This window comes from Variovorax sp. 05L425 (genome assembly GCF_056397705.1).
The window spans coordinates 63,527-84,729 of sequence record NZ_JBFTNY010000012.1 but is presented as its reverse complement, the minus strand read 5'-3'; the positions used below and the strand labels follow the sequence as shown (position 1 = coordinate 84,729).

23 protein-coding genes are annotated in these 21,203 nt (G+C 65.7%); 12 read left to right on the top strand and 11 right to left on the bottom strand.

Annotation, left to right across the window (positions count from 1 at the left end; translation table 11 throughout):
* The first annotated feature begins 22 nt into the window (after nucleotides 1-22).
* From AC1DN9_RS15355 to AC1DN9_RS15345, 3 genes are all read left to right on the top strand, one after another.
* Nucleotides 23-814 (top strand): SDR family oxidoreductase, encoded by a 792-nt coding sequence (locus AC1DN9_RS15355; protein ID WP_478101576.1) that lies wholly within the window; start codon nucleotides 23-25, stop codon nucleotides 812-814.
* Nucleotides 815-890: 76 nt separating this feature from the next.
* On the top strand, nucleotides 891-1,484 hold the full coding sequence (locus AC1DN9_RS15350) for an HD domain-containing protein (protein ID WP_478101574.1): 594 nt from the start codon (nucleotides 891-893) through the stop codon (nucleotides 1,482-1,484).
* 33 nt (nucleotides 1,485-1,517) lie between these two features.
* On the top strand, nucleotides 1,518-2,285 hold the full coding sequence (locus AC1DN9_RS15345; RefSeq protein ID WP_478101572.1) for a class II aldolase/adducin family protein: 768 nt from the start codon (nucleotides 1,518-1,520) through the stop codon (nucleotides 2,283-2,285).
* A gap of 118 nt (nucleotides 2,286-2,403) precedes the next feature.
* Here the strand turns inward: AC1DN9_RS15345 and AC1DN9_RS15340 are convergent, their stop codons facing one another.
* Nucleotides 2,404-2,997: a MarR family winged helix-turn-helix transcriptional regulator gene (locus AC1DN9_RS15340; protein ID WP_478101571.1), complete on the bottom strand. Its 594-nt coding sequence runs from the start codon at nucleotides 2,995-2,997 to the stop codon at nucleotides 2,404-2,406.
* 217 nt (nucleotides 2,998-3,214) lie between these two features.
* Here AC1DN9_RS15340 and AC1DN9_RS15335 point away from each other — a divergent pair, with 217 nt between their 5' ends.
* From AC1DN9_RS15335 to AC1DN9_RS15295, 9 genes are all read left to right on the top strand, one after another.
* Nucleotides 3,215-5,542 carry a xanthine dehydrogenase family protein molybdopterin-binding subunit gene (locus AC1DN9_RS15335; protein WP_478101569.1) on the top strand — a complete coding sequence of 776 codons (2,328 nt, stop codon included), beginning with the start codon at nucleotides 3,215-3,217 and terminating at the stop codon, nucleotides 5,540-5,542.
* Complete coding sequence (locus AC1DN9_RS15330) at nucleotides 5,535-6,416, top strand: FAD binding domain-containing protein (protein WP_478101567.1); 882 nt, start codon at nucleotides 5,535-5,537, stop codon at nucleotides 6,414-6,416. The genes AC1DN9_RS15335 and AC1DN9_RS15330 overlap by 8 nt, the downstream gene beginning before the upstream one ends.
* Complete coding sequence (locus AC1DN9_RS15325) at nucleotides 6,413-6,889, top strand: (2Fe-2S)-binding protein (protein WP_478101565.1); 477 nt, start codon at nucleotides 6,413-6,415, stop codon at nucleotides 6,887-6,889. The genes AC1DN9_RS15330 and AC1DN9_RS15325 overlap by 4 nt, the downstream gene beginning before the upstream one ends.
* Entirely contained in the window at nucleotides 6,879-7,691 is an 813-nt protein-coding gene (locus AC1DN9_RS15320; protein WP_478101563.1) for a CoxG family protein, read from the top strand. Before AC1DN9_RS15325 ends, AC1DN9_RS15320 begins: the two co-directional genes overlap by 11 nt.
* Nucleotides 7,692-7,755: 64 nt before the next feature.
* Nucleotides 7,756-8,979: an ABC transporter substrate-binding protein gene (locus tag AC1DN9_RS15315; protein WP_478101561.1), complete on the top strand. Its 1,224-nt coding sequence runs from the start codon at nucleotides 7,756-7,758 to the stop codon at nucleotides 8,977-8,979.
* A 15-nt stretch (nucleotides 8,980-8,994) separates the two neighbouring features.
* Nucleotides 8,995-9,864, top strand: coding sequence for a branched-chain amino acid ABC transporter permease (locus tag AC1DN9_RS15310; protein WP_478101559.1), 870 nt, complete (start codon nucleotides 8,995-8,997; stop codon nucleotides 9,862-9,864).
* Nucleotides 9,861-10,886, top strand: a complete 1,026-nt coding sequence (locus AC1DN9_RS15305; RefSeq protein ID WP_478101557.1) for a branched-chain amino acid ABC transporter permease — start codon at nucleotides 9,861-9,863, stop codon at nucleotides 10,884-10,886. The genes AC1DN9_RS15310 and AC1DN9_RS15305 overlap by 4 nt, the downstream gene beginning before the upstream one ends.
* Before the next feature lie 82 nt (nucleotides 10,887-10,968).
* Nucleotides 10,969-11,706 carry an ABC transporter ATP-binding protein gene (locus AC1DN9_RS15300; RefSeq protein ID WP_478101555.1) on the top strand — a complete coding sequence of 246 codons (738 nt, stop codon included), beginning with the start codon at nucleotides 10,969-10,971 and terminating at the stop codon, nucleotides 11,704-11,706.
* On the top strand, nucleotides 11,693-12,424 hold the full coding sequence (locus tag AC1DN9_RS15295) for an ABC transporter ATP-binding protein (RefSeq protein ID WP_478101553.1): 732 nt from the start codon (nucleotides 11,693-11,695) through the stop codon (nucleotides 12,422-12,424). Before AC1DN9_RS15300 ends, AC1DN9_RS15295 begins: the two co-directional genes overlap by 14 nt.
* Before the next feature lie 5 nt (nucleotides 12,425-12,429).
* On the opposite strand, the gene AC1DN9_RS15290 is transcribed toward AC1DN9_RS15295, so the two are convergent.
* The 10 genes from AC1DN9_RS15290 to AC1DN9_RS15245 are packed head-to-tail and all read right to left on the bottom strand — an operon-like array spanning nucleotide 12,430 to nucleotide 21,201.
* Nucleotides 12,430-13,725, bottom strand: a complete 1,296-nt coding sequence (locus tag AC1DN9_RS15290; protein ID WP_478101551.1) for an MFS transporter — start codon at nucleotides 13,723-13,725, stop codon at nucleotides 12,430-12,432.
* 34 nt (nucleotides 13,726-13,759) lie between these two features.
* On the bottom strand, nucleotides 13,760-14,866 hold the full coding sequence (locus AC1DN9_RS15285) for a porin (RefSeq protein ID WP_478101549.1): 1,107 nt from the start codon (nucleotides 14,864-14,866) through the stop codon (nucleotides 13,760-13,762).
* Between the two features lie 36 nt (nucleotides 14,867-14,902).
* A complete protein-coding gene (locus tag AC1DN9_RS15280) occupies nucleotides 14,903-15,871 on the bottom strand; it encodes a PDR/VanB family oxidoreductase (RefSeq protein ID WP_478101547.1) in 969 nt (322 codons plus the stop codon).
* Between the two features lie 29 nt (nucleotides 15,872-15,900).
* On the bottom strand, nucleotides 15,901-16,350 hold the full coding sequence (locus AC1DN9_RS15275; protein ID WP_478101545.1) for a RidA family protein: 450 nt from the start codon (nucleotides 16,348-16,350) through the stop codon (nucleotides 15,901-15,903).
* Nucleotides 16,347-17,372: a Rieske 2Fe-2S domain-containing protein gene (locus AC1DN9_RS15270; RefSeq protein WP_478101543.1), complete on the bottom strand. Its 1,026-nt coding sequence runs from the start codon at nucleotides 17,370-17,372 to the stop codon at nucleotides 16,347-16,349. The genes AC1DN9_RS15275 and AC1DN9_RS15270 overlap by 4 nt, the downstream gene beginning before the upstream one ends.
* Before the next feature lie 42 nt (nucleotides 17,373-17,414).
* Nucleotides 17,415-17,633 carry a recombinase-like helix-turn-helix domain-containing protein gene (locus AC1DN9_RS15265; protein WP_478101541.1) on the bottom strand — a complete coding sequence of 73 codons (219 nt, stop codon included), beginning with the start codon at nucleotides 17,631-17,633 and terminating at the stop codon, nucleotides 17,415-17,417.
* Nucleotides 17,634-17,693: 60 nt separating this feature from the next.
* Nucleotides 17,694-18,029 carry a hypothetical protein gene (locus AC1DN9_RS15260; RefSeq protein WP_478101539.1) on the bottom strand — a complete coding sequence of 112 codons (336 nt, stop codon included), beginning with the start codon at nucleotides 18,027-18,029 and terminating at the stop codon, nucleotides 17,694-17,696.
* Complete coding sequence (locus AC1DN9_RS15255; protein WP_478101537.1) at nucleotides 18,026-19,201, bottom strand: FAD-dependent monooxygenase; 1,176 nt, start codon at nucleotides 19,199-19,201, stop codon at nucleotides 18,026-18,028. Before AC1DN9_RS15255 ends, AC1DN9_RS15260 begins: the two co-directional genes overlap by 4 nt.
* A gap of 21 nt (nucleotides 19,202-19,222) precedes the next feature.
* The gene (locus AC1DN9_RS15250) at nucleotides 19,223-20,233 is read right to left on the bottom strand and encodes a Bug family tripartite tricarboxylate transporter substrate binding protein (RefSeq protein ID WP_478101535.1); all 1,011 of its coding nucleotides are present in this window, start codon (nucleotides 20,231-20,233) and stop codon (nucleotides 19,223-19,225) included.
* Nucleotides 20,230-21,201: a VOC family protein gene (locus AC1DN9_RS15245; RefSeq protein WP_478101533.1), complete on the bottom strand. Its 972-nt coding sequence runs from the start codon at nucleotides 21,199-21,201 to the stop codon at nucleotides 20,230-20,232. Before AC1DN9_RS15245 ends, AC1DN9_RS15250 begins: the two co-directional genes overlap by 4 nt.
* Nucleotides 21,202-21,203 lie beyond the last annotated feature (2 nt).

The window sequence follows — 21,203 nt, the reverse complement described above, 5'->3', positions numbered from 1 at the left end:
CCGCGGTAGTGGAAAGACTCACATGCCCATCCTGGATTCACTTCGTCCGGCGCGCGACCTGCGCGTCCTCGTCACAGGAGCCGCCAGCGGTATCGGCGCCACGATTGCACGCGCCTTTCATGAAGCGGGCTCGCGCGTGCACGTGTGCGACATCGATCGTGCCGCTCTCGATCGATTGAACGCGCAGGCGCCGGGCATCATGGCAAGCATGGCCGACGCCTCTGTCGCCGCCGATGTCGATCTCGTGTTCGACGACGTGAAGGGAACACTCGGCGGGCTCGACGTGCTCGTCAATAACGCCGGTATTGCCGGTCCCACGGGGGCGATCGAAAGCGTCGACACAGGCGGCTGGGAACGCACGATCGCGGTCAACCTGAACAGCCAGTACTACTTCGCGCGCCGCGCGGTACCGCTGCTGAAGCAGTCGAGCGCCAGCCCGTGCCTGATCGCGATCGGTTCGGTCGCCGGACGACTGGGTTATGCCTTCCGAACGCCGTACGCGTCGAGCAAGTGGGCGATCGTGGGTCTCATGAAATCTCTCGCCATCGAGCTTGGCCCGCACGGCATCCGCGTCAATGCGATCCTCCCTGGCACGGTGGAAGGCGAGCGCATGCAGAGTGTCATCGCCGCGCGCGCCGCGGCGACCGGCGTCGGCGTCGACGCGATGCGCGAGCAGTACCTGAACAAGATCTCGCTGCGCCGCATGGTCAGCGCCGAAGACGTGGCCGCGATGGCGCTGTTCCTCTGCTCGCCGGCGGCGCGCAACGTCAGCGGTCAGGCGATCAGTGTCGACGGCAACGTCGAATACCTTTGACGGCGACTGTCAAATTCACGACAGTTTGAAAGCAAGCCGAGGTCTACAGTGCCTCACACCCACAGGAGACCTCACGATGAACGCAAGAGCGAATTTCACCCGCATGCAAGACAGCACGCGGGAAGACTGGCAACTGATCGGCGGCGAGTTCATGCAGTTCGCAGGCGCCCTGCCCGGGCGCGTGATCAAGCACCTGCAGATCCTCGAAGGCGATTACGGCGGCTTCCCCATCGACCGCTATGCGCATTCGCTGCAAACCGCCACACGCGCCCTGCGGGATGGCCGCGACGAGGAATACGTGGTGTGCGCGCTGCTGCACGACATCGGCGACACGCTCGGGACCTTCAATCATCCGGACATCGCCGCCGCCATCCTCAAGCCCTTCGTGAGCGAGGAGAACCACTGGATGGTGCAGCACCACGGCATCTTCCAGGGCCACTATTTCTTCCATCACATCGGCCTGGATCGCGACATGCGCGAGAACTTCCGCAGCCATCCCCACTTCGAGCGCACCGCCGAGTTCTGCGAGCTCTATGACAACCCGGCCTTCGACCCGAAGGCCGAGACCTTGCCGATCAGCGAATTCGAGCCGATGCTTCGGCGTGTGATGGCGCAGCCACGCCAGAGCATCTACAAGTCGGCCGTGACATCCGAACCGGCCACCACCTGATCCCCACCGCCAGATTCCGCCAGGAGACCCACCATGAACGCCACCTCCCCCTCCGAGATCCAGAAGCTTGTCAGCGCCGAAGAATGGCAGTTGCGCGTCGACCTCGCGGCCTGCTACCGGCTGGTCGCGCTGTACGGCTGGAGCGACCTCGTGTTCACGCACATCAGCGCGCGCGTTCCGGGTCCGGAACATCATTTCCTGATCAATCCGTACGGGCTCATGTTCGACGAGATCACGGCCTCCAGCCTGGTCAAGGTCGACCAGAACTGCAACAAGGTGATCGACTCGCCCTACCCCGTCAATCCGGCGGGCTTCGTGATCCACAGCGCCGTGCATGCGGCGCGCGAAGACATCCAGTGCGTGCTGCACACCCACACGCGGGCCGGCATCGCCGTGAGCGCGCAGAAGAACGGCGTGCTGCCGATCAGCCAGCAATCCACCTTCGTGCTGGCCTCGCTCGCCTATCACGACTACGAAGGCGTCGCCTTCCGCGACGACGAAAAGCCGCGCCTGCAGGCCGACATGGGCGAGGCCAACTTCCTCATGCTGCGCAATCACGGGCTGCTGACGGTGGGCAAGACCATCGCCGATGCCTTCCTCAGCATGTACACCTTCGAGAACACCTGCCAGATCCAGATCGCGGCACAGGCTGGCGGCGGCGAACTCACGCAAGTCGATCCGCGCATCGTCGAAGGCGTGGGCCATGCGATGAAGGTGCAGACCGGCGGAATGGGCGGCGCCTTCGTCTGGCCGTCCCTCATCCGCAAGCTGGACCGCGTCGACCCGTCGTACAAGAACTGACCCCCCAGGCTGCGCGCACTTCGTGTCGCTTCGCCCACCCCCCTCTTCGGGGGGGGGCGCCGCCGACGGCCCGGCTAAGCCGGTTCCGTGGCGGCTCCCGATTCCCGTTGCAGGCGAATCAAATGTCTAGGGAAGACGAATCGGGGGAATCGTCCTCGTGACCTCCTCGTCCTTCTCGGGCCTCTTCCCCCTCTTCCTCCACCCGGCAGTACTCGCGCAGCTTGATGAGCGCGCGGTACATCGCATCCCTCTCTGCCGGCTCGAGCACGCGGATCGCCGCGGCCTGCCGCCTGCGCGCGATCGGAATCGCCTCGGCATGAAGCTTCTTGCCTTCCGGCGTGACGGTGCAGAAGACCTTCTTGCGCGGCGTGTTCCCTTCGGAACTCAGTTGAACCAGTCCTCGGCTCTCGAGCAGCTTGAGGGTTCGGCTGACGAGTGCCTTGTCGGATGTCGACTGGACGACCAGGTCGCTGAACGCCACGGTCTCGGCGTGCGCCACGAGCGCCAGCACGCGCCATTCAGACACTGACAAGCCGAACTGATCGGCATAAGGCAGCGTGATCGTGCGCCTCAAGGCGTTGCCCACCTGACTCATCATCGTCGTGATGAATGCATCCACCGTCAGGGTGGTGCCCGCTTCATCCAGGTGGGTCCAGGGCGTGGGCTTCGCGTCGGCCGAGGCAGCGGAAATGGTCTTGCTTTCGTCTGTCATGTGGCGCGCATTGTGTTCCAAGTCAATGACGCGCAGGTCAGCGCTTCCAGTTCCATTTCCTACACGATTACTTACGCCACGTCAATTGGCGTTTGCGGCAAGTTGATGCATCAACTTGATCCTCGACAATGAGCATTCATTGGTGAATCAACGTTTCACTAATGGATCACTCTCGCCTTGCAACCTGCAGACGGGCCACTTTCGAGGACTTCAAACCATGCGCAATCCTCCAGATCTTCCGCCCGCCAGCGCTTCGACGCTGGGTACCGACATACCGCAGGTGACGGCGCGGTCCAAGGTATTGGGCCGGGCGATCTACGCGGGCGACCTCAAGGTGGCCGGCATGCTGCATGGCAAGGTGCTTCGCAGCCCCTACCCCCACGCGCGCATCGTTTCCATCGACACGTCTGAAGCGCTGGCGCTGCCGGGCGTGAAGGCTGTGCTCACAGGCGCCGAAGCCCCACGCGCCATGTGGGGCGTGCATCACAAGGAGCGACGCATCCTGGCCGAAGGCGTGGTGCGCTTTGCCGGCGAAGAAGTCGCAGCCGTCGCAGCGACGACCGAGGAGATCGCCCGCGACGCGCTGGACCTGATCCGCGTCGAGTACGAAGAGCTCCCCGCGATCCTCACGCCCGAAGAGGCGATGGATGAGGAAGCGCCCGGCGTGCATCCGGGCCGCGACAACGTCGCGCACGAAATCCGCTTCGAGCGTGGCGACATCGAAGCCGGCTTCGCCGCGGCGCACGTGATCCACGAAGCCACCTACGACACGCATGCCCAATACCCCGGCTACCTCGAGCCGATGGGCACCGTCGCCAGCATCGACCCGGACGGGCGCCTCGTGGTGTGGACCTCGACGCAATCCGTCACCCAGGCCCGGCTGCGCTTGGCCGCCGCGCTGGAACGGCCCATCTCCAGCATCCGCGTGATCCAGGCAACCACCGGCGGTGGCTTCGGCGGAAAGATGGTGGAAGACGCCAACAACCTCATCGCCGGATTGCTCGCCGTGAAGACAGGCAAGCCGGTGCGGCTGGTCAACAACCGGCTCGAAGACTTCCTCGCGGCCTGCTCCAGCGTCCCGGAGCGCATCACGCTCAAGCTGGGCATGGACCGCGACGGACGGATCGTCGCCAAGGACGTGCGCATCGTCGCCGAATGCGGTGCCTACAGCGGACTCTCCGGCGAAGTGATGCACGTGACCGCCATGCGCAGCGACAACATGCATCGCAACCCCAACGTGCGATCGCACGCCACGCTGGTCTACACGAACAACCCGCCGCACGGCGCCTTCCGCGGATTCGGCGGTACACAGATGCAGTTCGCGCTCAACAGCCACATCCACACGATGGCCGGCATGCTGGGCCTGGACCCGGTTGAGATTCACAAGCGCAACGCCATTGGCGCCGGCGAAGTGTCCGTCCACGGATGGCACATCGGCAGCACCGGCCTCGTCGAGTGCATCGACCAGGCCACCGAAGCGATCGGCTGGCAAGCCAGGCGCGCGGCGCCGAAATCGCACGGCGTGAAGCGCCGCGGTGTCGGCATGGCCGCGGCGATGCACGTCAGCGGCAACCGCACCATCGGCAACTGGGACGGCTCCACCGTCGTCGTCAAGATCAACGAGGACGGCCGCGTCTTCATCATGAGCGGCGAATGCGACATGGGCCAGGGCGCGATGACCATGCTGAGCCAGGTGGTCGCGCACGAGTTGGACCTGCCCCTCGCCCACATGTACGTGGTGCCGCCGGACACCGACACCTCGCCCATCGCCATCGGCTCACTCGCTTCGCGCGTGACCATCGCGGCCGGCAACGCTGCCATCGTGTCGGCCCGCATGGCGCGCGACAAGCTCTTCGCGCTCGCTTCCAAGAAGTGGGACGTGCCCGTCGACCAACTCAAGATGGCCGGCGGTGCCGTGTTCGTCGCCGATGCGCCCGAGCGCCGCGCGTCGATTGCCGAACTCGCGAAGCTCCACATCTGGACCCATGGTGGCGAAGGCATCCAGGTCAGCGGCACCTGGGACGCCAAGACCGTCATGCACGACGACAAGGTCTACGGCAACATCGCGCCGGCCTATTCGTTCGCCGCTCAAGCGGTGGAAGTGGAAGTCGACACCGAGACCGGCCAGGTCACCGTGCTCGACAGCTACGTCGCCGACGACTGCGGCAAGGCGCTCAACCCCATCGCCATCCACGGCCAGACCAACGGCGCGACGGTGCAGGCCATCGGCTGGACGCTGTACGAGCAGATGCAGCTCGACGGCGGTCGCCTGATGAACGGCAACTTCGCCGACTACACGATGGCCACCGCAGACGCCGTGCCGCTGCTGCGCGGCGGCTTCGTCGAATCGAACGACCCGAACGGCCCCTACGGTGCCAAAGGCGCGAGCGAGACGGCCATCCTCCCCGGCGCGCCGGCCATCGCGAATGCGGTCTACGACGCTGTCGGCGTGCGCATCACCGACCTGCCGATCACGCCCGAAAAGATCCTCGCGGGGCTGCGCGAGCTGAACGCAAAGGACGCAAAGGAGATCAGCCATGCGTGATTTCGACTACCTCGAACCGACCACCATCGACGAGGCCAGCCGCATGCTCGCCGACCTCGGCGACGACTGCCGCGCCATTGCCGGCGGCACCGCACTGATGCTCGGCATGCGCCAGCGCATGCTGACGCCGACGCACCTCGTCTCGCTCGCCCGCCTGGAGCAGCTTCGCGGCATCGACTTCGACGAGCGGCACGGCTTGCGCATCGGCGCCCTGTCGCGCCATGCGGACGTGGCGAATTCGCCCGTCGTGCGCACGCACTACCCGGTGCTCGCAAGCATGGCGTCGCGCGTCGCGAATCCGCAAGTGCGCAACCAGGGCACGATCGGCGGCAACCTCTGCTATGCCGATCCGTCCACCGATCCGCCGGGCTGCCTGATGGCGCTCGACGCCAAGGTCGTGCTGAGCAGTGCACGCGGCGAACGCGTGCTGGGCATCGAGGAATTCCTCGTCGACTACTACGTCACGGCGCTGGAGCCTGACGAGATGGTGGTCGAGATCCGCGTGCCGCCGCTCGCGGCCGGCACCTCCGGTGTGTATTCGCGCTTCCTGCGCACGGCAGCGGAGCATCGGCCGCTCGCCAGCGTCGCATTCATCGCCCGGCGCGAGGGCGTGCTGTGCCGCGAGGCACGACTCGCTGTGGGCGCATCGACGCCCATCCCGACGCGGCTTGGGCGCGCCGAGGCTTTCCTCGAAGGCCGCACGGTCACCGCCGACATCGCGGCCGAAGTGGCCGACATCGTCGCCGCCGACATCGAACCGGTGTCGGACACGCGCGGCTCGGCGGATTTCCGCCGCGACATGGTGCGCATCGTCGCGCGCCGCACCGTCGCCGAACTGTTCGGCATCGATATCCATGAAGGGGCCGAGCAATGAGCCAACACCGCATCGAATGCATCGTCAACGGCGAGCCTTGCAGCGTCGACGTGCCGGCACGCCGCCTGCTGTCGGACTTCCTGCGCGATGACCTGCATCTCACCGGCACCAAGCGCGGGTGCGAAACCGGCATCTGCGGCGCCTGCTCGGTGCTGGTCGACGGTGAAGTCGTCAAGTCCTGCCTGATGCTCGCCGTGCAAGTCCAGGGGCGCGAGATCACCACCGTTGAAGGCCTTGGCAACGGCGACGAACTGCACCCGCTGCAGGAGAGCTTCATGCAATGCGGCGGCCTGCAATGCGGCTACTGCACGCCAGGTTTTCTCATGACCTCGTGCGCCATGCTGAAGAACAACCCCGACCCGACCGTCGACGAAGTGCGCCATGGCCTCAACGGCAACCTCTGCCGCTGTACGGGCTACACGCAGATCGTCGAATCCATCCTGACCGCCGCGGAGAAGATGCGTGGAAATTGAAAAGACACTGACCGTCGCGGCACCGCCGCAACGCGTATGGGCCCTGCTGCTCGACCCGCAAGTGATGGGCGGCTGCGTACCTGGCATGAAGTCCATCGAGGTCGTGAGCGACGTCGAGTACGTGGCGCTCATGCACGTGAAGATCGCGTTCATCAACGCCAAGTTCAAGCTGCGCACCACCATCGTGGAGCAGCGCGCGCCGAGCTACCTGCGCGCCGAAGGCACGGGGGAGGATGCGTCGGTCGCAAGTTCGCTGAAGCAGCAGAGCGAGATCTTCCTCACGCCCACGGCCGAGGGTGGCACTGAACTGCGCATCAAGGTTCAGGTCGACGTGCTGGGCCGCCTGGGCACCTTCGGCCTCAGCGTGATGAAGACCAAGGCCGATCGCATGTGGGAGGAATTCGGCACCAACCTCGTTGCGCGGATCGATGGCGGCGTCTTGCCCGCTCCGGCGCCAACAGCAGCACGCGCGCCTGCACTTGCGCCCGCTCCTGTGGCGGCCAAGACGCCCGCCCCGGCGATGGCGCCCGCCACTCCGGCTGCCCGTCCTGCCACCGCGCCGGCCCCCGTTGTCGCGACCGCAACCGTGGTCGACGCACCCGCCGATGCAGCCGACAGCCGCAACGATTCCACCTGGTGGTCCCGCCTGATCGGCAGCAAACCCGGCCGTTCGGCAAGCCTTGCCGGCTCCGGTCGCTTCATCCGCATCGAGGTGCGCCAACTCGACAAGACGATCAACGTCGACTGGCCGCTCGAAGGTGCCGACCAGTGCCAGGCCTGGTTGCGCGACCTCCTGAAGTGAAACGTCGGCCAGCCACCGTCAGCCCCACCCCCCTCCCTCAACCCCAGCCCAGAGAAAGCCCCACATGACTGCTCCCCTCTTCACCCGCAGAAAAGTCGTCCAGTTGACGGCCGCCACAGCCGCCGTGGGCGCGCTGCCGATTCTTTCGGCACGCGCCGCGACGCCCACCAAGGTCGGCGTGCTGCTCCCGACCAGCGGCGTCTACGCGTCGTCCGGACAGGCTGCGCGCAAGGGGATCGAGTTCGGCGCGCTCATCAACAAGGAGCAAGGCGGCCCGGAACTCGAACTGATGTTCGCCGACACCGAATCCAAGCCGGAGAACGGCCGCGTCGCCGCCGAGAAGCTCATCCGCGCAGGCTGCTCCGTGCTCATCGGTGCATGGGACACGGGTGCCACGATCTCGGCCGCGCAAGCTGCCGAAGCCGCCAAGGTGCCGCTGGTGATCAACATCGGCTCGGCGCCGCAGATCACCGAGCAGGGCTTCACGCAGGTCTTCCGCAACTTCACGCCCGTCACCTCGTTGATCGACAACGCCGTGGTGCGCATCAAGGAACTCGCCGCCTCCTCGGCCAAGCCGCCGAAGACGGCCGTGTTGCTCTACGTGAACGACACCTACGGGCAGGCCGCGCTGGCGGGTGTCTCCGCGCTGTGGGACAAGCAGAACGTGCCGATCAAGATCGTCGACAAGATCGGCTATGACGTCAAAGCCAAGGACCTGTCGGTCGAAGTCGCCAAGGCCAAGGCGAGCGGCGCGGACCTGCTGCTGCCGCTCACGCGCGTGAACGACGCGATCATGATCGTGCGCGAAGCAGTGAAGCAGAGCTTCAACCCGATGGCCATCATCGGCCCGGGCAGCGCCGGTCCCTACGAGCGCGCGTTCACCGACGCAGTCGGCAAGTACGGCGACGACTACATGATCTGCGTGCCCTGGTACAACCCGCAGAACCCGCGCGCCAAGGCGCTGGTCGAGCGCTACGAGCGCACCGAGAAGGGCCAGCGCTTCGAACTCAATGTGGGCTTCTCCTTCGAGGCGGTCGAGATCGTCGCCGATGCGGTCAAGCGCGCGAAGTCCTCCGACCCGGCCGCCCTGCACGCGGCGCTCAAGACGACGAACATCACCGACCACGTCATGTACGGCGGCCCGATCGTGTTCAACGAGAAGGGCCAGAACCCCAACATCGGGGTCGTGATGCTGCAGAACCGCAATGGCGCGCCGATCGTGGTCGGTCCGAAGGACGTCGCGGTGGCCACGCCGAACTTCCCGATGCAGCCCTTCGACCAGCGCTGATCCGCGGCCAGCCCCATGTTCGACCTCTACGCAAACGTCGTGGCCGGCGGCGTGCTCATCGGCCTCATCTACGCGCTCGTCGCGCTGGGGCTGACCATCATGTTCGGCGTAATGAAGATCGTCAATTTCGCGCACGGCGAAATGGTGGTCATCGGCATGTACCTCGGCTATGCGCTGTGGACTGCCTTCGCGCTGCCGCCGTGGGTCGCGATGCCGATCGCGGCCGTTGCGATGTTCGGCCTGGGCTATCTGCTGCAGGCCACCTTCGTGAATCGCTTCATCCGCAGGCCGCACCATGTGCAGTTCATCCTGTTCATCGGGCTGGCCTTTGTCATCACCGGCATCCACCTGATCGTCTTCGGTCCCGATACGCGCAGCATCAGTTCACCCGCGAACTTCGAAGTGGTGTCGCTCGGCGCGCTGCGGCTCGACATGGTCCGGCTGCAGGGCGGCGTCGCCGCATTGCTGCTGATCGTGCTGCTGCTCGCGTACCTGCGCTTCTCGCTGACCGGCGCATCGATCCGCGCTGCGGCGGACAACCAGGTCGGCGCACAAGCCATCGGCCTCCGGGTCAAGCATGTGTACGCGGTCACCGCAGGCATCGGCCTCGCATGCGCCGGTGCCGCGGGCGCGCTCGTCGCGCCGATCTTCGACGTGCAGCCCACGCTGGCGCAGGGCTTCACGATGGTCGCCTTCGTGACGGTCATCATCGGCGGCCTCGGCAGCCTGGTGGGGGCGCTGGTCGGCGGCATTCTCATCGGCGTGTCGGAGAGTCTGGCCGCCCTGCTCATCAACCCGGCCATGAAATCCATGATCTCGTACGGACTGCTCATCGTGATGCTGCTGGTCCGACCCGAAGGGCTGTTCGGCGGGAGGCGTCGATGAATCGCTGGCATTTCCAGGCGCTGCTGCCCACGGCGCTGTGCTTTGTCGCGCTCGCGCTGCTTCCGCTGGCGGTGAGCGAGTCATACCTGTCACTCCTGACGCTCGTGCTGATGTGCGCGTTCTTCGGCCAGGCGTGGAACCTCATGATGGGCTTCGTCGGCCAGTTGTCCCTCGGGCACGCGCTCTATGCGGGCATCGGCGCCTATTCGGCGGCCGTGGCCATCGGCACTTTCGGCGTATCGCCCTGGCTGGGCATCCTTGTGGGTGTCATGCTGAGCGCCGCAGCCGGCGCCGTCATCGCGTGGCTCGGCTTTCGCTTCGCGGTGCGCGGCATCTACTTCACGCTGCTGACCATCGCCTTCGCGGAAATGGGCCGGATGCTGTTCGAGAACTGGAGCTTCGTCGGCGGCAACGGCGGGTACTTTCTCAAGACCGTGGGCGCGGGCCATCCGCTGCTCACGCTCCGCGGCGGCACGACCTTCTACTACCTTGCCTTCCTGGTGCTGTGCGGTCTCGCCCTGGCGCTGTGCACCGCGCTGACACGCTCGCGCCTGGGTTACTTCTGGCGCGCGATCCGTGAAGATGAAGACGCCGCGCGTGCCATCGGCGTGCCGGCGCTGCGCCTGAAGATCGTCGCCGTGATGATCAGCGCGGCCATGACCAGCGTGGGCGGTTCCTTCTATGCCTTGTTCAACGGCAGCCTGTTCCCGGAAACCATCATGGGCATGCATTTCTCGATCGAGATGATCGTGGCGCCGATCCTCGGCGGCCTCGGCACTCTGCTGGGCCCGATCCTCGGTGCGCTGTTCGTCATTCCGGTGACGGAGTTCTCGAACCAACTGGCGCAGAGCATGAACATCTTCGGCTTCAACACGCTGATCTACGGCGTGCTGGTGCTGGTTGTCATCGGCTTCCTGCCGAACGGCATGTCGCCGGCGATTGCCTCGCTGGTGCGGCGCCGGAGCGGCCGCGATGCACGCGGTGCGAAGACAGCGGCAGCACCCGCGGAGGCCACGCGATGAGCGCAGCGCCGAGCCGCCCCAAGCAAGCTCGCGCCCCCTCGGGGGGCGGCGAGGACACGAAGTGCCGAGCGTGGGGGCTGCAATGAACAACGCACTCCTGAGCGTGCGCGGCCTCACCAAGCGCTTCACCGGGCTGACTGCCGTCAACGATGTCAGCTTCGACGTCCAGCCTGGCGCCATCGTCGGCCTGATCGGGCCGAACGGCGCCGGAAAGACCACCTGCTTCAGCATGATCGCGGGCGCGCAGACGCCCACCACCGGTTCCGTCCTCTTCGAAGGCCAGCCGCTCACCGGACTGCCTCCGGAACAGGTTTGCCGACGCGGCGTCGCGCGCACATTCCAGGTCGTGCGTCCGCTGCTCGAGATGACGGTGCTGGAGAACGCCACGGTCGGCGCGCTCCTGCACGCGACCCATCTGCAGGAAGCCCGCGAAGTCGCCGCGCAAACCCTGCGGCGCGTGGGCCTCGGGCACAAGCTCGATGTGCTCGCCGTCCACCTCACGCTGCCGGATCGCAAGATGCTCGAACTCGCGAAGGCCCTCGCCACGCAGCCCAAGCTCCTGTTGCTCGACGAAGTGATGGCCGGGCTGCGCCCGAGCGAGGCGAACGCCGTCATCGACGTGCTGCGCGAACTCAACGCGGGCGGCCTGACGATCATGCTGGTCGAGCATGTGATGCGCATCCTCATGTCGGTGGCAAGCCACGTCGTGGTGCTCCATCACGGCGAACTGGTCACGCAAGGCGCACCCCAGGAAGTCACGCAGGATCCGCGTGTCATTGAAAGCTATCTCGGACGAAAGGCCCAGCGTGAACACCACTAGCAGCCCCGCTCCCCTGCTCGAAGTCACGGACCTGCAGGCCTTCTACGGCGAGGCCCAGGCGCTCAGCGGGGTCAGCTTTCATATCCTGCCCGGCGAGATCGTCTCCATCGTCGGCGCCAACGGCGCGGGCAAGACGACGCTGATCCGCGCGATTGCCGGTATGACGCCGGTGCGCTCGGGCAGCATCCGCTTCAACGGGCGCGAGATCGCCGGTTCATCGAGCCCCGTGGTCTGCGAGCTGGGCATCGCCCAGGTGCCGGAAGGACGGCAGATCTTCCCCAGCCTGTCGGTGGAAGAGAACCTCCGCCTCGGCGCCGTGCTCCGTCGTGCGCGGGCGGACAAGGTCCGCAACTTCGAGCGCGTCTACGCCAGCTTTCCGAAGCTCGCCGAGCGACGCACCCAGAGCGCCGGAACGCTCTCGGGCGGCGAGCAGCAGATGCTCGCCATCGGCCGCGCGCTCATGGCCAATCCTTCACTGATCATGTTCGACGAGCCTTCGCTCGGTCTTTCTCCGGCGCTGACGGGCCAGATGTTCGACGTCGTCGCGTCGCTGCACCAGAGCGGCCTGAGCGTGGTTCTGGTGGAGCAGAACGTCGTCGAGTCGCTCGAACTCTGCCAGCGCGCCTACGTGCTCGAGAACGGCTCGATGACGCTCGAAGGGACGGGCGCCGAACTGCTCGAAGATGATCGGGTTCGGCGCGCCTATCTCGGGCTCTAGGCCTCTCAGGCTGGCGTAGCGCTCACCCCGGCCACCGACACATGGCGCTCCCTCAGCCAAAGGATGAAGCCGCAGATGAACACGATCGCCTGCGTGCCGATCAGCAGGGAGAAGCCCGCGAAGAACCCCGAGGCCGCGCCGCCGGAGGTCCCCGGCCCTGCGCTGACTGCGCTGATCACGCCACCCATGACCGCCGGCATGAAGCCTGCGACCAGACTGCCCGTGCCGTTGACGACGCCGAATGCGCTCGCGACGTGTTCCGGACGAGAGCAGTACTGCACGGTGCTCGGAATGGCCGGGCTGGCGAGACCCCAGCAGAAGTTGGCAGCGATGAGCGCATAGGCCGCCCAGTAGCGATCCTGCGCATTGATGGCCAGCAGCACCGCCAACGCAACGCCGAGGCTCGCCCCCATGAAGATGAAGGGCACGCGCCGACGCTCGATCTTGTCGATGATCACGCCGCCCACCATCACCGCGACCACGGTGGCGTACTGCGGCAACGATGCGAGCCAGCCCATCTCGCGGAGCGAGAATCCGCGCGCCTCCTTCAAGTAGGTCGGCAGCCAGTTGCTGCTGCCCCAGAGATAGGCCAGCGTCGCCGAAGTCAGCACGGTGATCAGCACCAGGTAGCGCGTGTGCAGCGCACCCTTCACGATGTCGCCCACTTTCGTCATGGCCTCGCCGAACGAAGCCGGCTTGCGCATGTCCGCGTAGGGGGCCGGCATGCGCACGAAGGCGATCACCAGCGGAATGCCGAGCGCGATGTTCAGCAAGCCCAGCACATAGAAGGACACTTCCCAGTGGAAGCTGGCGAGCAGCAACCCGATCATCGGATAGCCGAGCGCCAGTCCGAGGCCGGTGCCCATGTTGACGAAGGAATTGGGCTTGCCGTTCTCATGCGACTCGAAATGCGCCTTGATGTACGACGAAGCCAGCGAGAACAGCGGCCCTTCCGACACCCCGAGCAGGATGCGGGACGCCAGCAGCATGCCATAGCCGTTGAACCAGGGCGTGATGAAGGTGACCACGCCCCACAGCAGCAATCCGAACACCAGGCTCTTTCGAACCCCGAAGAGTGCCGCACAGAACGGCGTCAGCACGAACGCCGAAATGCCGTAACCGACCATGAAGGCGGTTGCCAGCAGTCCCTGGCTCACCCGGTCGCTTTTCGCGATCCCGACGTGATCCAGGAATCCGGCGTCGGTGATCAGGACCGCGATGTTGATCCGGTCGATGTAGGAGATGGCGACGATCACGAACAACGTGATGACGCCGTACCAACGAAACTGTCTGGCTTGCATTGCTTTGCTCCTTGGGTGGACTTGTTCGCCCGCGCTAGAACGCGTGGCGCATTCCGAATTCGGTGCCGGTCGACGCATGGTTCGGCGAGGTCATCACGCCACCGAGCGCCTGCGCCGCGCCGTTGCTGTTGGTCAGTCGCGCGACCGTCGCGTAGACCGCGCTGCGCTTCGACAGGTTGTAGATGTAGCCCAGAGCGATCTTCGAAGAGGTCGGGTCGGGCAAGTTGCCGGCGAGCTCGCGCTTGTAGCGTCCGTACGAGGCCTTGATCTCGCTGGCGCCGATCGGCAGGATGAAGCCCACGAGCGCGCCCTTGCCGTCCACGGAACCTTGCGATTCGTCGTAGTACTCGCCCATGAGCTTCAGGCTCATCAGCGACTCGAAGGTGTACCACGCACCCACGTTCGTCACGCGCAAGTCACCAATGGCGTTCTTGGTCTTGCCGGTAGACAGAGCGATGTTGAACGGACCGTTGAGGTAGCCCACGCGGACGCCGGCGTAGTCGCCATCGTCTTTCGTGGACAGCGGCACGGGGCCCGGCAGGACCGCATCCGAATTGTTCTCGCCCATCGCATACATCACCTGGCCGTAGAAGCCGGCAAGGTTGGGGGGCAGGAAATAGCCCACGCTGTTGGACGCACGCGTGCCGGTCGGCGAGCTGAGGCCGCCCAGGCTCGAGAAGTAGATCTGGTTGGCGCCGATTCCGCTGCCCGTTCCGAACGGGTCGAAGAGCGCGGTGTTCCAGAAGGTAGGCGTGTAGTCGCGGCCCGCGCGCACTTCGCCGAAGGGGCCGGAAATGCTGACCGTGGAACGGCGGTTGAAGGTCAGGCCGCCGGGCTGCGTGTTGCCGCTGGCCTGGTTGTTGGTGTTGGTGGAATAGCCGCTGCCGGTGTCGTTCATCAGGCCGGCTTCGAGCCAGAAGCCCGCCGCATAGCCGCCACCCAGGTCTTCGGTGCCCCGGAAGCCGAGGCGGCTGAAGGTGTTCGCGCTGTTCGTCAGTTGCCATTTGCTGGTTGAGACCGGGCCTGAACCGGTGGTGTAGGTCACCGCGGCGTCGACCACGCCGAACAAGGTCACGCTCGATTGCGCGCAGGCCCAGGACGCGACCGTGCACGCGGCCACGGCCACAATTTTCTTCTTCATGATTTTTTAGGGAGTTTGGGAAAACTGGCAGGTCGTTCAGATGTCGAGGACAAGTGGCCCGCGCTTGCAACCCGAGACACAAATCATCATGGTCTTGTTCGACGCGCGTTCCAGCTTGGTGAGGATGCCGTCGTGGTGGTCGATCTCACCCGAGATGACCTTCGTTTCGCAGGCGCCGCAAACGCCTTCCTTGCAGCTGTGGTCGGGGTTCAGGCCGGCATCGATCAGGCTGTCGAGGATGGACTTGCCCGGTGGCACTTCGACCGTCTTGCCGCTCTTCGCGCACTCGACCAGGTAGGTTTGTGTTGCGCTGGGCGCTTCGACGTGCACCGCGGCAAAGCGTTCGATGTGCGCGTTCGGGTAGCCGAGCTTCTCGCAGGTTTTCTCGAAACCGTCGAGCATGGGCGTGGGGCCGCAGCAGTAGTAGTGGCTGTCGGCGCCCTTGCCGCCCAGCAGCGCCGCGAGATCCGGCGGTCCGCCCTTCTCTTCGTCGAAGTGCCAGGTGAGCTGCACACCCTTTTCGGCCGCCAGTGCGCCGATGGCTTCGCAGAAGGCCGCCTCCTTGCGGGTGCGTGCGCAGTAGAGCAGCTCGACCGGCTTGCCGATCGCCACCAGGCGCTGCAGCATGCACCAGATGGGCGTCACGCCGATGCCGCCGGCCACCAGCACCGAACGCTCGGCGCCCTCTTCCAGCTTGAAGTTGTTGCGCGGCACCGAGATCGGCAGCGTCATGCCCACGCGCAACTGCTGGTGCACGTAGCGCGAACCGCCACGGCTCTTGCGGTCGTTGAGCACGCCGACCACATAGCGCTGGCGGTCGCTCGAAGGGTTGCACAGCGAATAGCTGCGCACCAGTCCGTTGGGCAGGTGAAGGTCGATGTGGGAGCCGGCCTCGAAAGCGGGGAAATCCACTTCCGGCGCAGCCGGGCGGAATTCGACGCTGACGATGCCGTCGGCTTCGTAGCGCATCGTGTGCACCAGGGCGTTCAGCGTGGGGGATGACATGGCGGGAACCTCGGGAGAAACGATTCGATTCAGTGGGCCGTGCGCAGGTCGACATCGAGCCGCGCGAATGCGTCGATCTCGACGCGGAGTTCAGGAAACACGAGCGCCTGCACCGCCACCAGGGTGGAGGCCGGGTAAGACGCTCCGGGCGCCTGCGCGAAGAACTCTCGTCGCGCACGTCCGACTTCGTCCTTGTCCGCGATGTCGGTCACGTACACGACGAGCTTGACGATGTTGTGCACGCCGCCGCCAGCCGCTTCCAGCAATGCCTGGATCTTGCGCAGCACCACGAGCGTCTGCTCGTAGGCGCCCAGCGGCGCGCCTGCCTGTGCGGCATCGCGTGTCGCGGGATGCGCGGTCTGTCCGGACAGCACCACCTCTTGCCCGACGACCAGTGCGTTGGACCAGGTGGCGTGCGGCAGATCGGGCACCGCTTCGCAAGCGACGCGACGGACCGGCATGGCGGCTTGGGTTGTCATGCTTCCTGCGTGCCTTCGAGCTGCTGCTGCGCCAGGCCGCGCATGTGGCGACGCAGGCGGACGATGCCGAGGTCGTGCTGGTAGAGCTGCTCGTGCTGGTTGGCATCGGGCTCCATGTTCTCGATCAGCACGCGGTCCTGTTCGAGCACGTGCCAGTGACGCGCTTCCAGGCGGTTCTTGTAGAGGAAGCGCCAGGTGTCGCGCTCCCAGCCCTTTGCCAGCTTGCGCACGCGCCAGTGGAAGGCGCACGACAGCGTCGGCGAAATCGGCGTGTAGCTGCCGATGATGATGAAGTTGCCGCCGGGGCCGCCGGTCTTCGGGTACGGAATCTCCAGGCGCATCCAGTGCATACCGGTATCAGCCCACTCGGTCCAGTCGAAGTTGACGTTGCGCTGGCCTTCCTTCTCGAACACGAAGCCGGTGTCGGTCTGGCGGATGCCGAACTTGGCGGTCGAATCGCCCTCGGCCATCGAGTGCGACTGCTTGTGCAGGAAGGTGCCGTGCATCGGGTCCATCACGTTGTCCAGCACGTAGCGGTAGTCGCCCTTCCACTCCGCGTAGCAGAGGAAGGACGAGTATTCGTCGTCATTGGTCAGCTGCTCGGGCAGCACCAGCGGCGGCGGCGTCTCGACCGACTCCTTGCCGTTGTAGAGCCAGACGGCGCCGGCCTTCTCTTCCACGTGGAAGAAGCGCGTGGCCTGCGAGCCTTCGAGCTTGCAGCCGGGGCTTCCGGGCACCTTCATGACCACGCCGTCGCAGCGCACTTCGACGCCGTGGTAGGGGCACGACAGGCGGTCGCCGAGGATCACGCCCTGCGACAGCGGTGCGCCGCGGTGCGGGCAGCGGTCTTCCAGCGCGTGCAGCTTGCCGGCGTGATCGCGCCAGAAGGCGAACTTGCGGCCAAGGCGGCGCAGCGAGACAGGCGATTCCTTGATGAAGGACGACGGGCAGATCGGATACCAGAGATCCTTGAGGCCGATTTCGAGAAGTTGGTCGACCGGCTCGATTGGAATGATGGTCATGATGGTTCCTCTTGAAGGGAAGAAAATTGATGTCGCGACGGATCACACGCCCAGGGCAGCGATCTCTTCGCGGTAGATGGCCTCGGTCCAGAGCTTGCCGCTGGGGCTGGTCAGGCCGCTGTTGTTGAGCGCCTCCACCAGGCCCGGCAGGTCATGGATGCCTGCCGCATAGGCTCGCTCGATCGCGTCGCCGAGCAGGTCTTCGTAGGTGGTGGGGGTACGCGTGCGCGCTTGGTGCGGTTCGAGGTTTCGGTCAGTCATGGTTCGCTCCATCGGGGTAGGTTGGACGTGCGGAAAAAACAGAAGGCGATCGGTGCGGCCTCACTGGCCGCCGTTGCGTACGCGCTCGCGAATGCGTTCGCGCACCGGAACGAAGTCGTAGGTCGCATAGCACTCGGTGCTGAACACGCCCCACGCACGACGTTCGAGTTCGAGGTTCACCAGCGGCAGCTTCTCGGGTGGCAGCTCCAGGGTGAGGATCTGGCCCAGGCCCATCGCCACCGTCCACGAAACGACCCGCGTGCCCTCGGGCGGGAAAGATTCCCACCAGTCGCTGGACTTCATGCGCGACTGCACGTCGTCCAGCGTGAGGCCGGGGTGGTGCTTCATCACGATCGTGAGAAGCAGGTTCGGCGAAGCGACGGGCGTGGTGCTCATTGCGTGCTCGCGCTTACAGTTGCAGTTGCGGTCTGGGCCGCCACGGGCACGGCCCAGGCGTCGTAGGCGTAGACCCAGTCGGCATTGCCGCCTTCGCGCAACCAGTTGTTGCCGCGCGAGCCGAGCTGGATCTTGCTGGCGCGCTCGATGCGGGCCTCTTCGTAGCGCTTGAGCGCCTTGGGCGCGTCGCCGGCTGCGATGCCTTCGAGATGACGCGCAAGCACCACGGCGTCTTCAATGGCCATCCCGGCGCCCTGCGCCATGAAAGGCAGCATCGGGTGCGCCGCGTCGCCAAGCAGCACCATGCGGCCGGAAGCCCAGGCCGTCATCGGATCGCGTTCGTACAGCGCGGTCTTGAGCACCGTGTCGCAGGCGTCGAGCAGCGCGCGTGCATCGGGGTGATAGGCCACGTATTGCTCGCGCAGTTCATCGACGCTGCCGGGCGCGGTCCACGATTCCAGGTGCCAGGTATCTTGCGGCGTGGTCGCGAAAATGAAGATGTCCTTGCCGCGATTGAGCGGGAAGGTCACGATCTGGCTCTCCGGATTCGGGCCCCACCACTTGGTGAAGGCGCCCAGGTTCGGCACAGCGGACACGCGCTCGGCCGGCACCACGGCGCGATAGGCAACGATGCCCGTGAAGCGCGGGCTTTCGGCGCCGAACATTGCGGTGCGCACTGCCGAGTGGATGCCGTCCGCGCCGATCAGCACACCGACGCGCACGCTGGTGCCATCTTCGAAGCTCAGGCTCACGCCCTTGTCGTCGGGGACGATCGACTTGGCGCGCTTGCCCAGCGCGACGCATTCGGCCGGCACCATGTCGGCCAGCGCGGCCAGCAGGTCTGCACGGTGAATGGTGAGTTGCGGCGCGCCATAGCGCTGCTCTGCCGAGTCGGCCATTTCGAGGCGCGAGGTTTCCTCGCCCGTGTCGTAGGTCCGGCTGATGCGGTGCGATGGACGCGCCGCCGTCACGCGGGCTGCCTCGCCCACGCCGAGGCCGTCGAGTGCGCGCACTGCGTTGGGCGTCAGGTTGATGTCGGCACCGACGCGGGCGAATTCCTTCGCCTGCTCGAACACGATCACGTCGTGCCCCGCGCGGCGCAGCGCGATGGCGGCAACCAGCCCGCCGATGCCGGCACCGACGATGCCGATGGTGGATTCGCTCGTTGTCACGTAAGTCTCCTGTTCCTGTTTTTATTCGGCGACGATGTTCCGGGCCTTGATGATCTTGGCCCACACCGCCGTCTCTTCGCGCATCGCGGCAGCGAACTCGGCCGGCTTCATCGCAGCGCTGGTCATGCCCTGCGTCTGCAGGCGTTCGCGCACTTCGGGCGTGGCCAGGATCTCGGCCGCGTCCTTCGCGAGCTGGTCGACGACGGCCTGCGGCGTGCCGGCGGGGGCCAGCAGGCCGTACCAAGAGGTCACGTTCACGCCCTGGATGCCCTGCTCCGCCAGCGTCGGGATTTCAGGCGCGACGGGTGTGCGCTTCGCTTCGGTCACGCCGAGCGCGACCAGCTTGCCGCTCTTGATGAAAGGGAGCGTTGCGGGCAGATTGCTGAACATCAGCGGCACCACGCCGCCGAGGACGTCGTTGAGCGCCGGGCCCGTGCCCTTGTAAGGCACATGCAGCAGATCGACGCCGGCCTGCTGCTTGAACAGCTCGCCCGCGAGATGCAGGCCGCTGCCCACACCCGGCGACGCATACGACAGCGTGTTGGGCTTGGCCTTCGCCATCGCGACGAGGTCCTTCGCGCTCTTGATGCCCGACGCCGGCGAAGCCACCAGCACGTTCGGCGCCTTGGCGAGCATCGTGACCGGCACGAAGTCCTTCTCGATGTTGAACGGGAAGTTCGGCATCAGCGTCGGGTTGATCGTGAGATTTCCCGCCGGCACGACCAGCAGCGTGTGCCCATCGCCCTTGGCGCGCTTGACCTTGTCCATCCCGATGTTGCCGGCCGCGCCTGCATCGTTCTCGACCACTGCAGCCTGGCCGTAGCGCTTGCCGAGGCCTTCCGACAGCATGCGTGCCAGCGTGTCGACCGGACCACCGGGCGGGAACGGCGAGATGATGGTGAAGCGATTGCTGGCAAGCTGCTTCTGCGAGTCGCTCTGTGCATAGGCGGACGTCACGGCGGCGATAGAAAGGAGCGCCGTGCCGAAAACACGGAAAAGCGAGGCGCGGCGATTCATGTTGAGTGCGTTCATTTCTTTTCTGTGAGGAACTTGCCCTGGGGGCCTTCGACGTTTTTCTGACGACGCGTATTGCCGTCCAACCCGCCATCCACGGCCCATTCGGCGAACACCGTCGGACCCGGTTCGAACTCGCGCGGCTGCCATTCGGCAGTGAGTTGGTCTTCGTCGGCGTAGTACTCGATCAGCCCACCGGCCGGGTTCTTGAAGTACCAGAAGTACGCCGACGACACCGGATGCCGGCCCGGGCCCAATTGCGTTTCCCAGCCCTTGCGCGAGAAATGCAGGCCACCGCCGAACACTTCGTGGATGTCGCGCACGGTGAAGGCCACGTGGTTGATCCCGCGCTTGCCCGAAGGAAGTTGCAGCAGGAAGAGATCGTGGTGGCCGCCGCTGGGTGCGCAGCGCATGAACGAACCCCGGTTGGGGTAGCTGTCCGACGCGACGAAGCCGAAACGGTCGCCGTAGAAAGCGCTCGTCGCCTTCACGTCGCTGACGAAGAACACCACGTGGCCGACTTCGATCGGCGTTCCACGCTCATAGACCGGCGCCGCCTGGTTGATGCGCGGCTTGGCGTTCCAGGTGTTCATGGCACCGCATTCGATGTCGATAGGGTGCTTGCGGCTGACCTGCAGGCGCACGGCCAGGCCGTTGGGGTCGGTGCAGCCGATGCGACGTCCGCCATCGACAACGCTGTCGACGAAGCCGGCATCCTTGGCGATGGCAGCCGCGTAGCGGTCGAGGTCGGCGTCGCTCTCGACGCCCCAGACCACTTCACGCAGGGTCGGACCCTCTTCGATGGCCGGCGGCAGGCCGGGCTTGTCCAGCGCGGCGACGATGACGCGGCACCCGTTCAGGCACTCGAAGACGAGTTCGTCGACTGCCTCGGACTTCAGGGTCAGGCCCCAGTCCTGGAAGAAGGTGCGGCAGGTGGCGAGGTCGTCCGCGCCGTAGGTGATTTGGTCGATGCCCAGTACGCTCATTT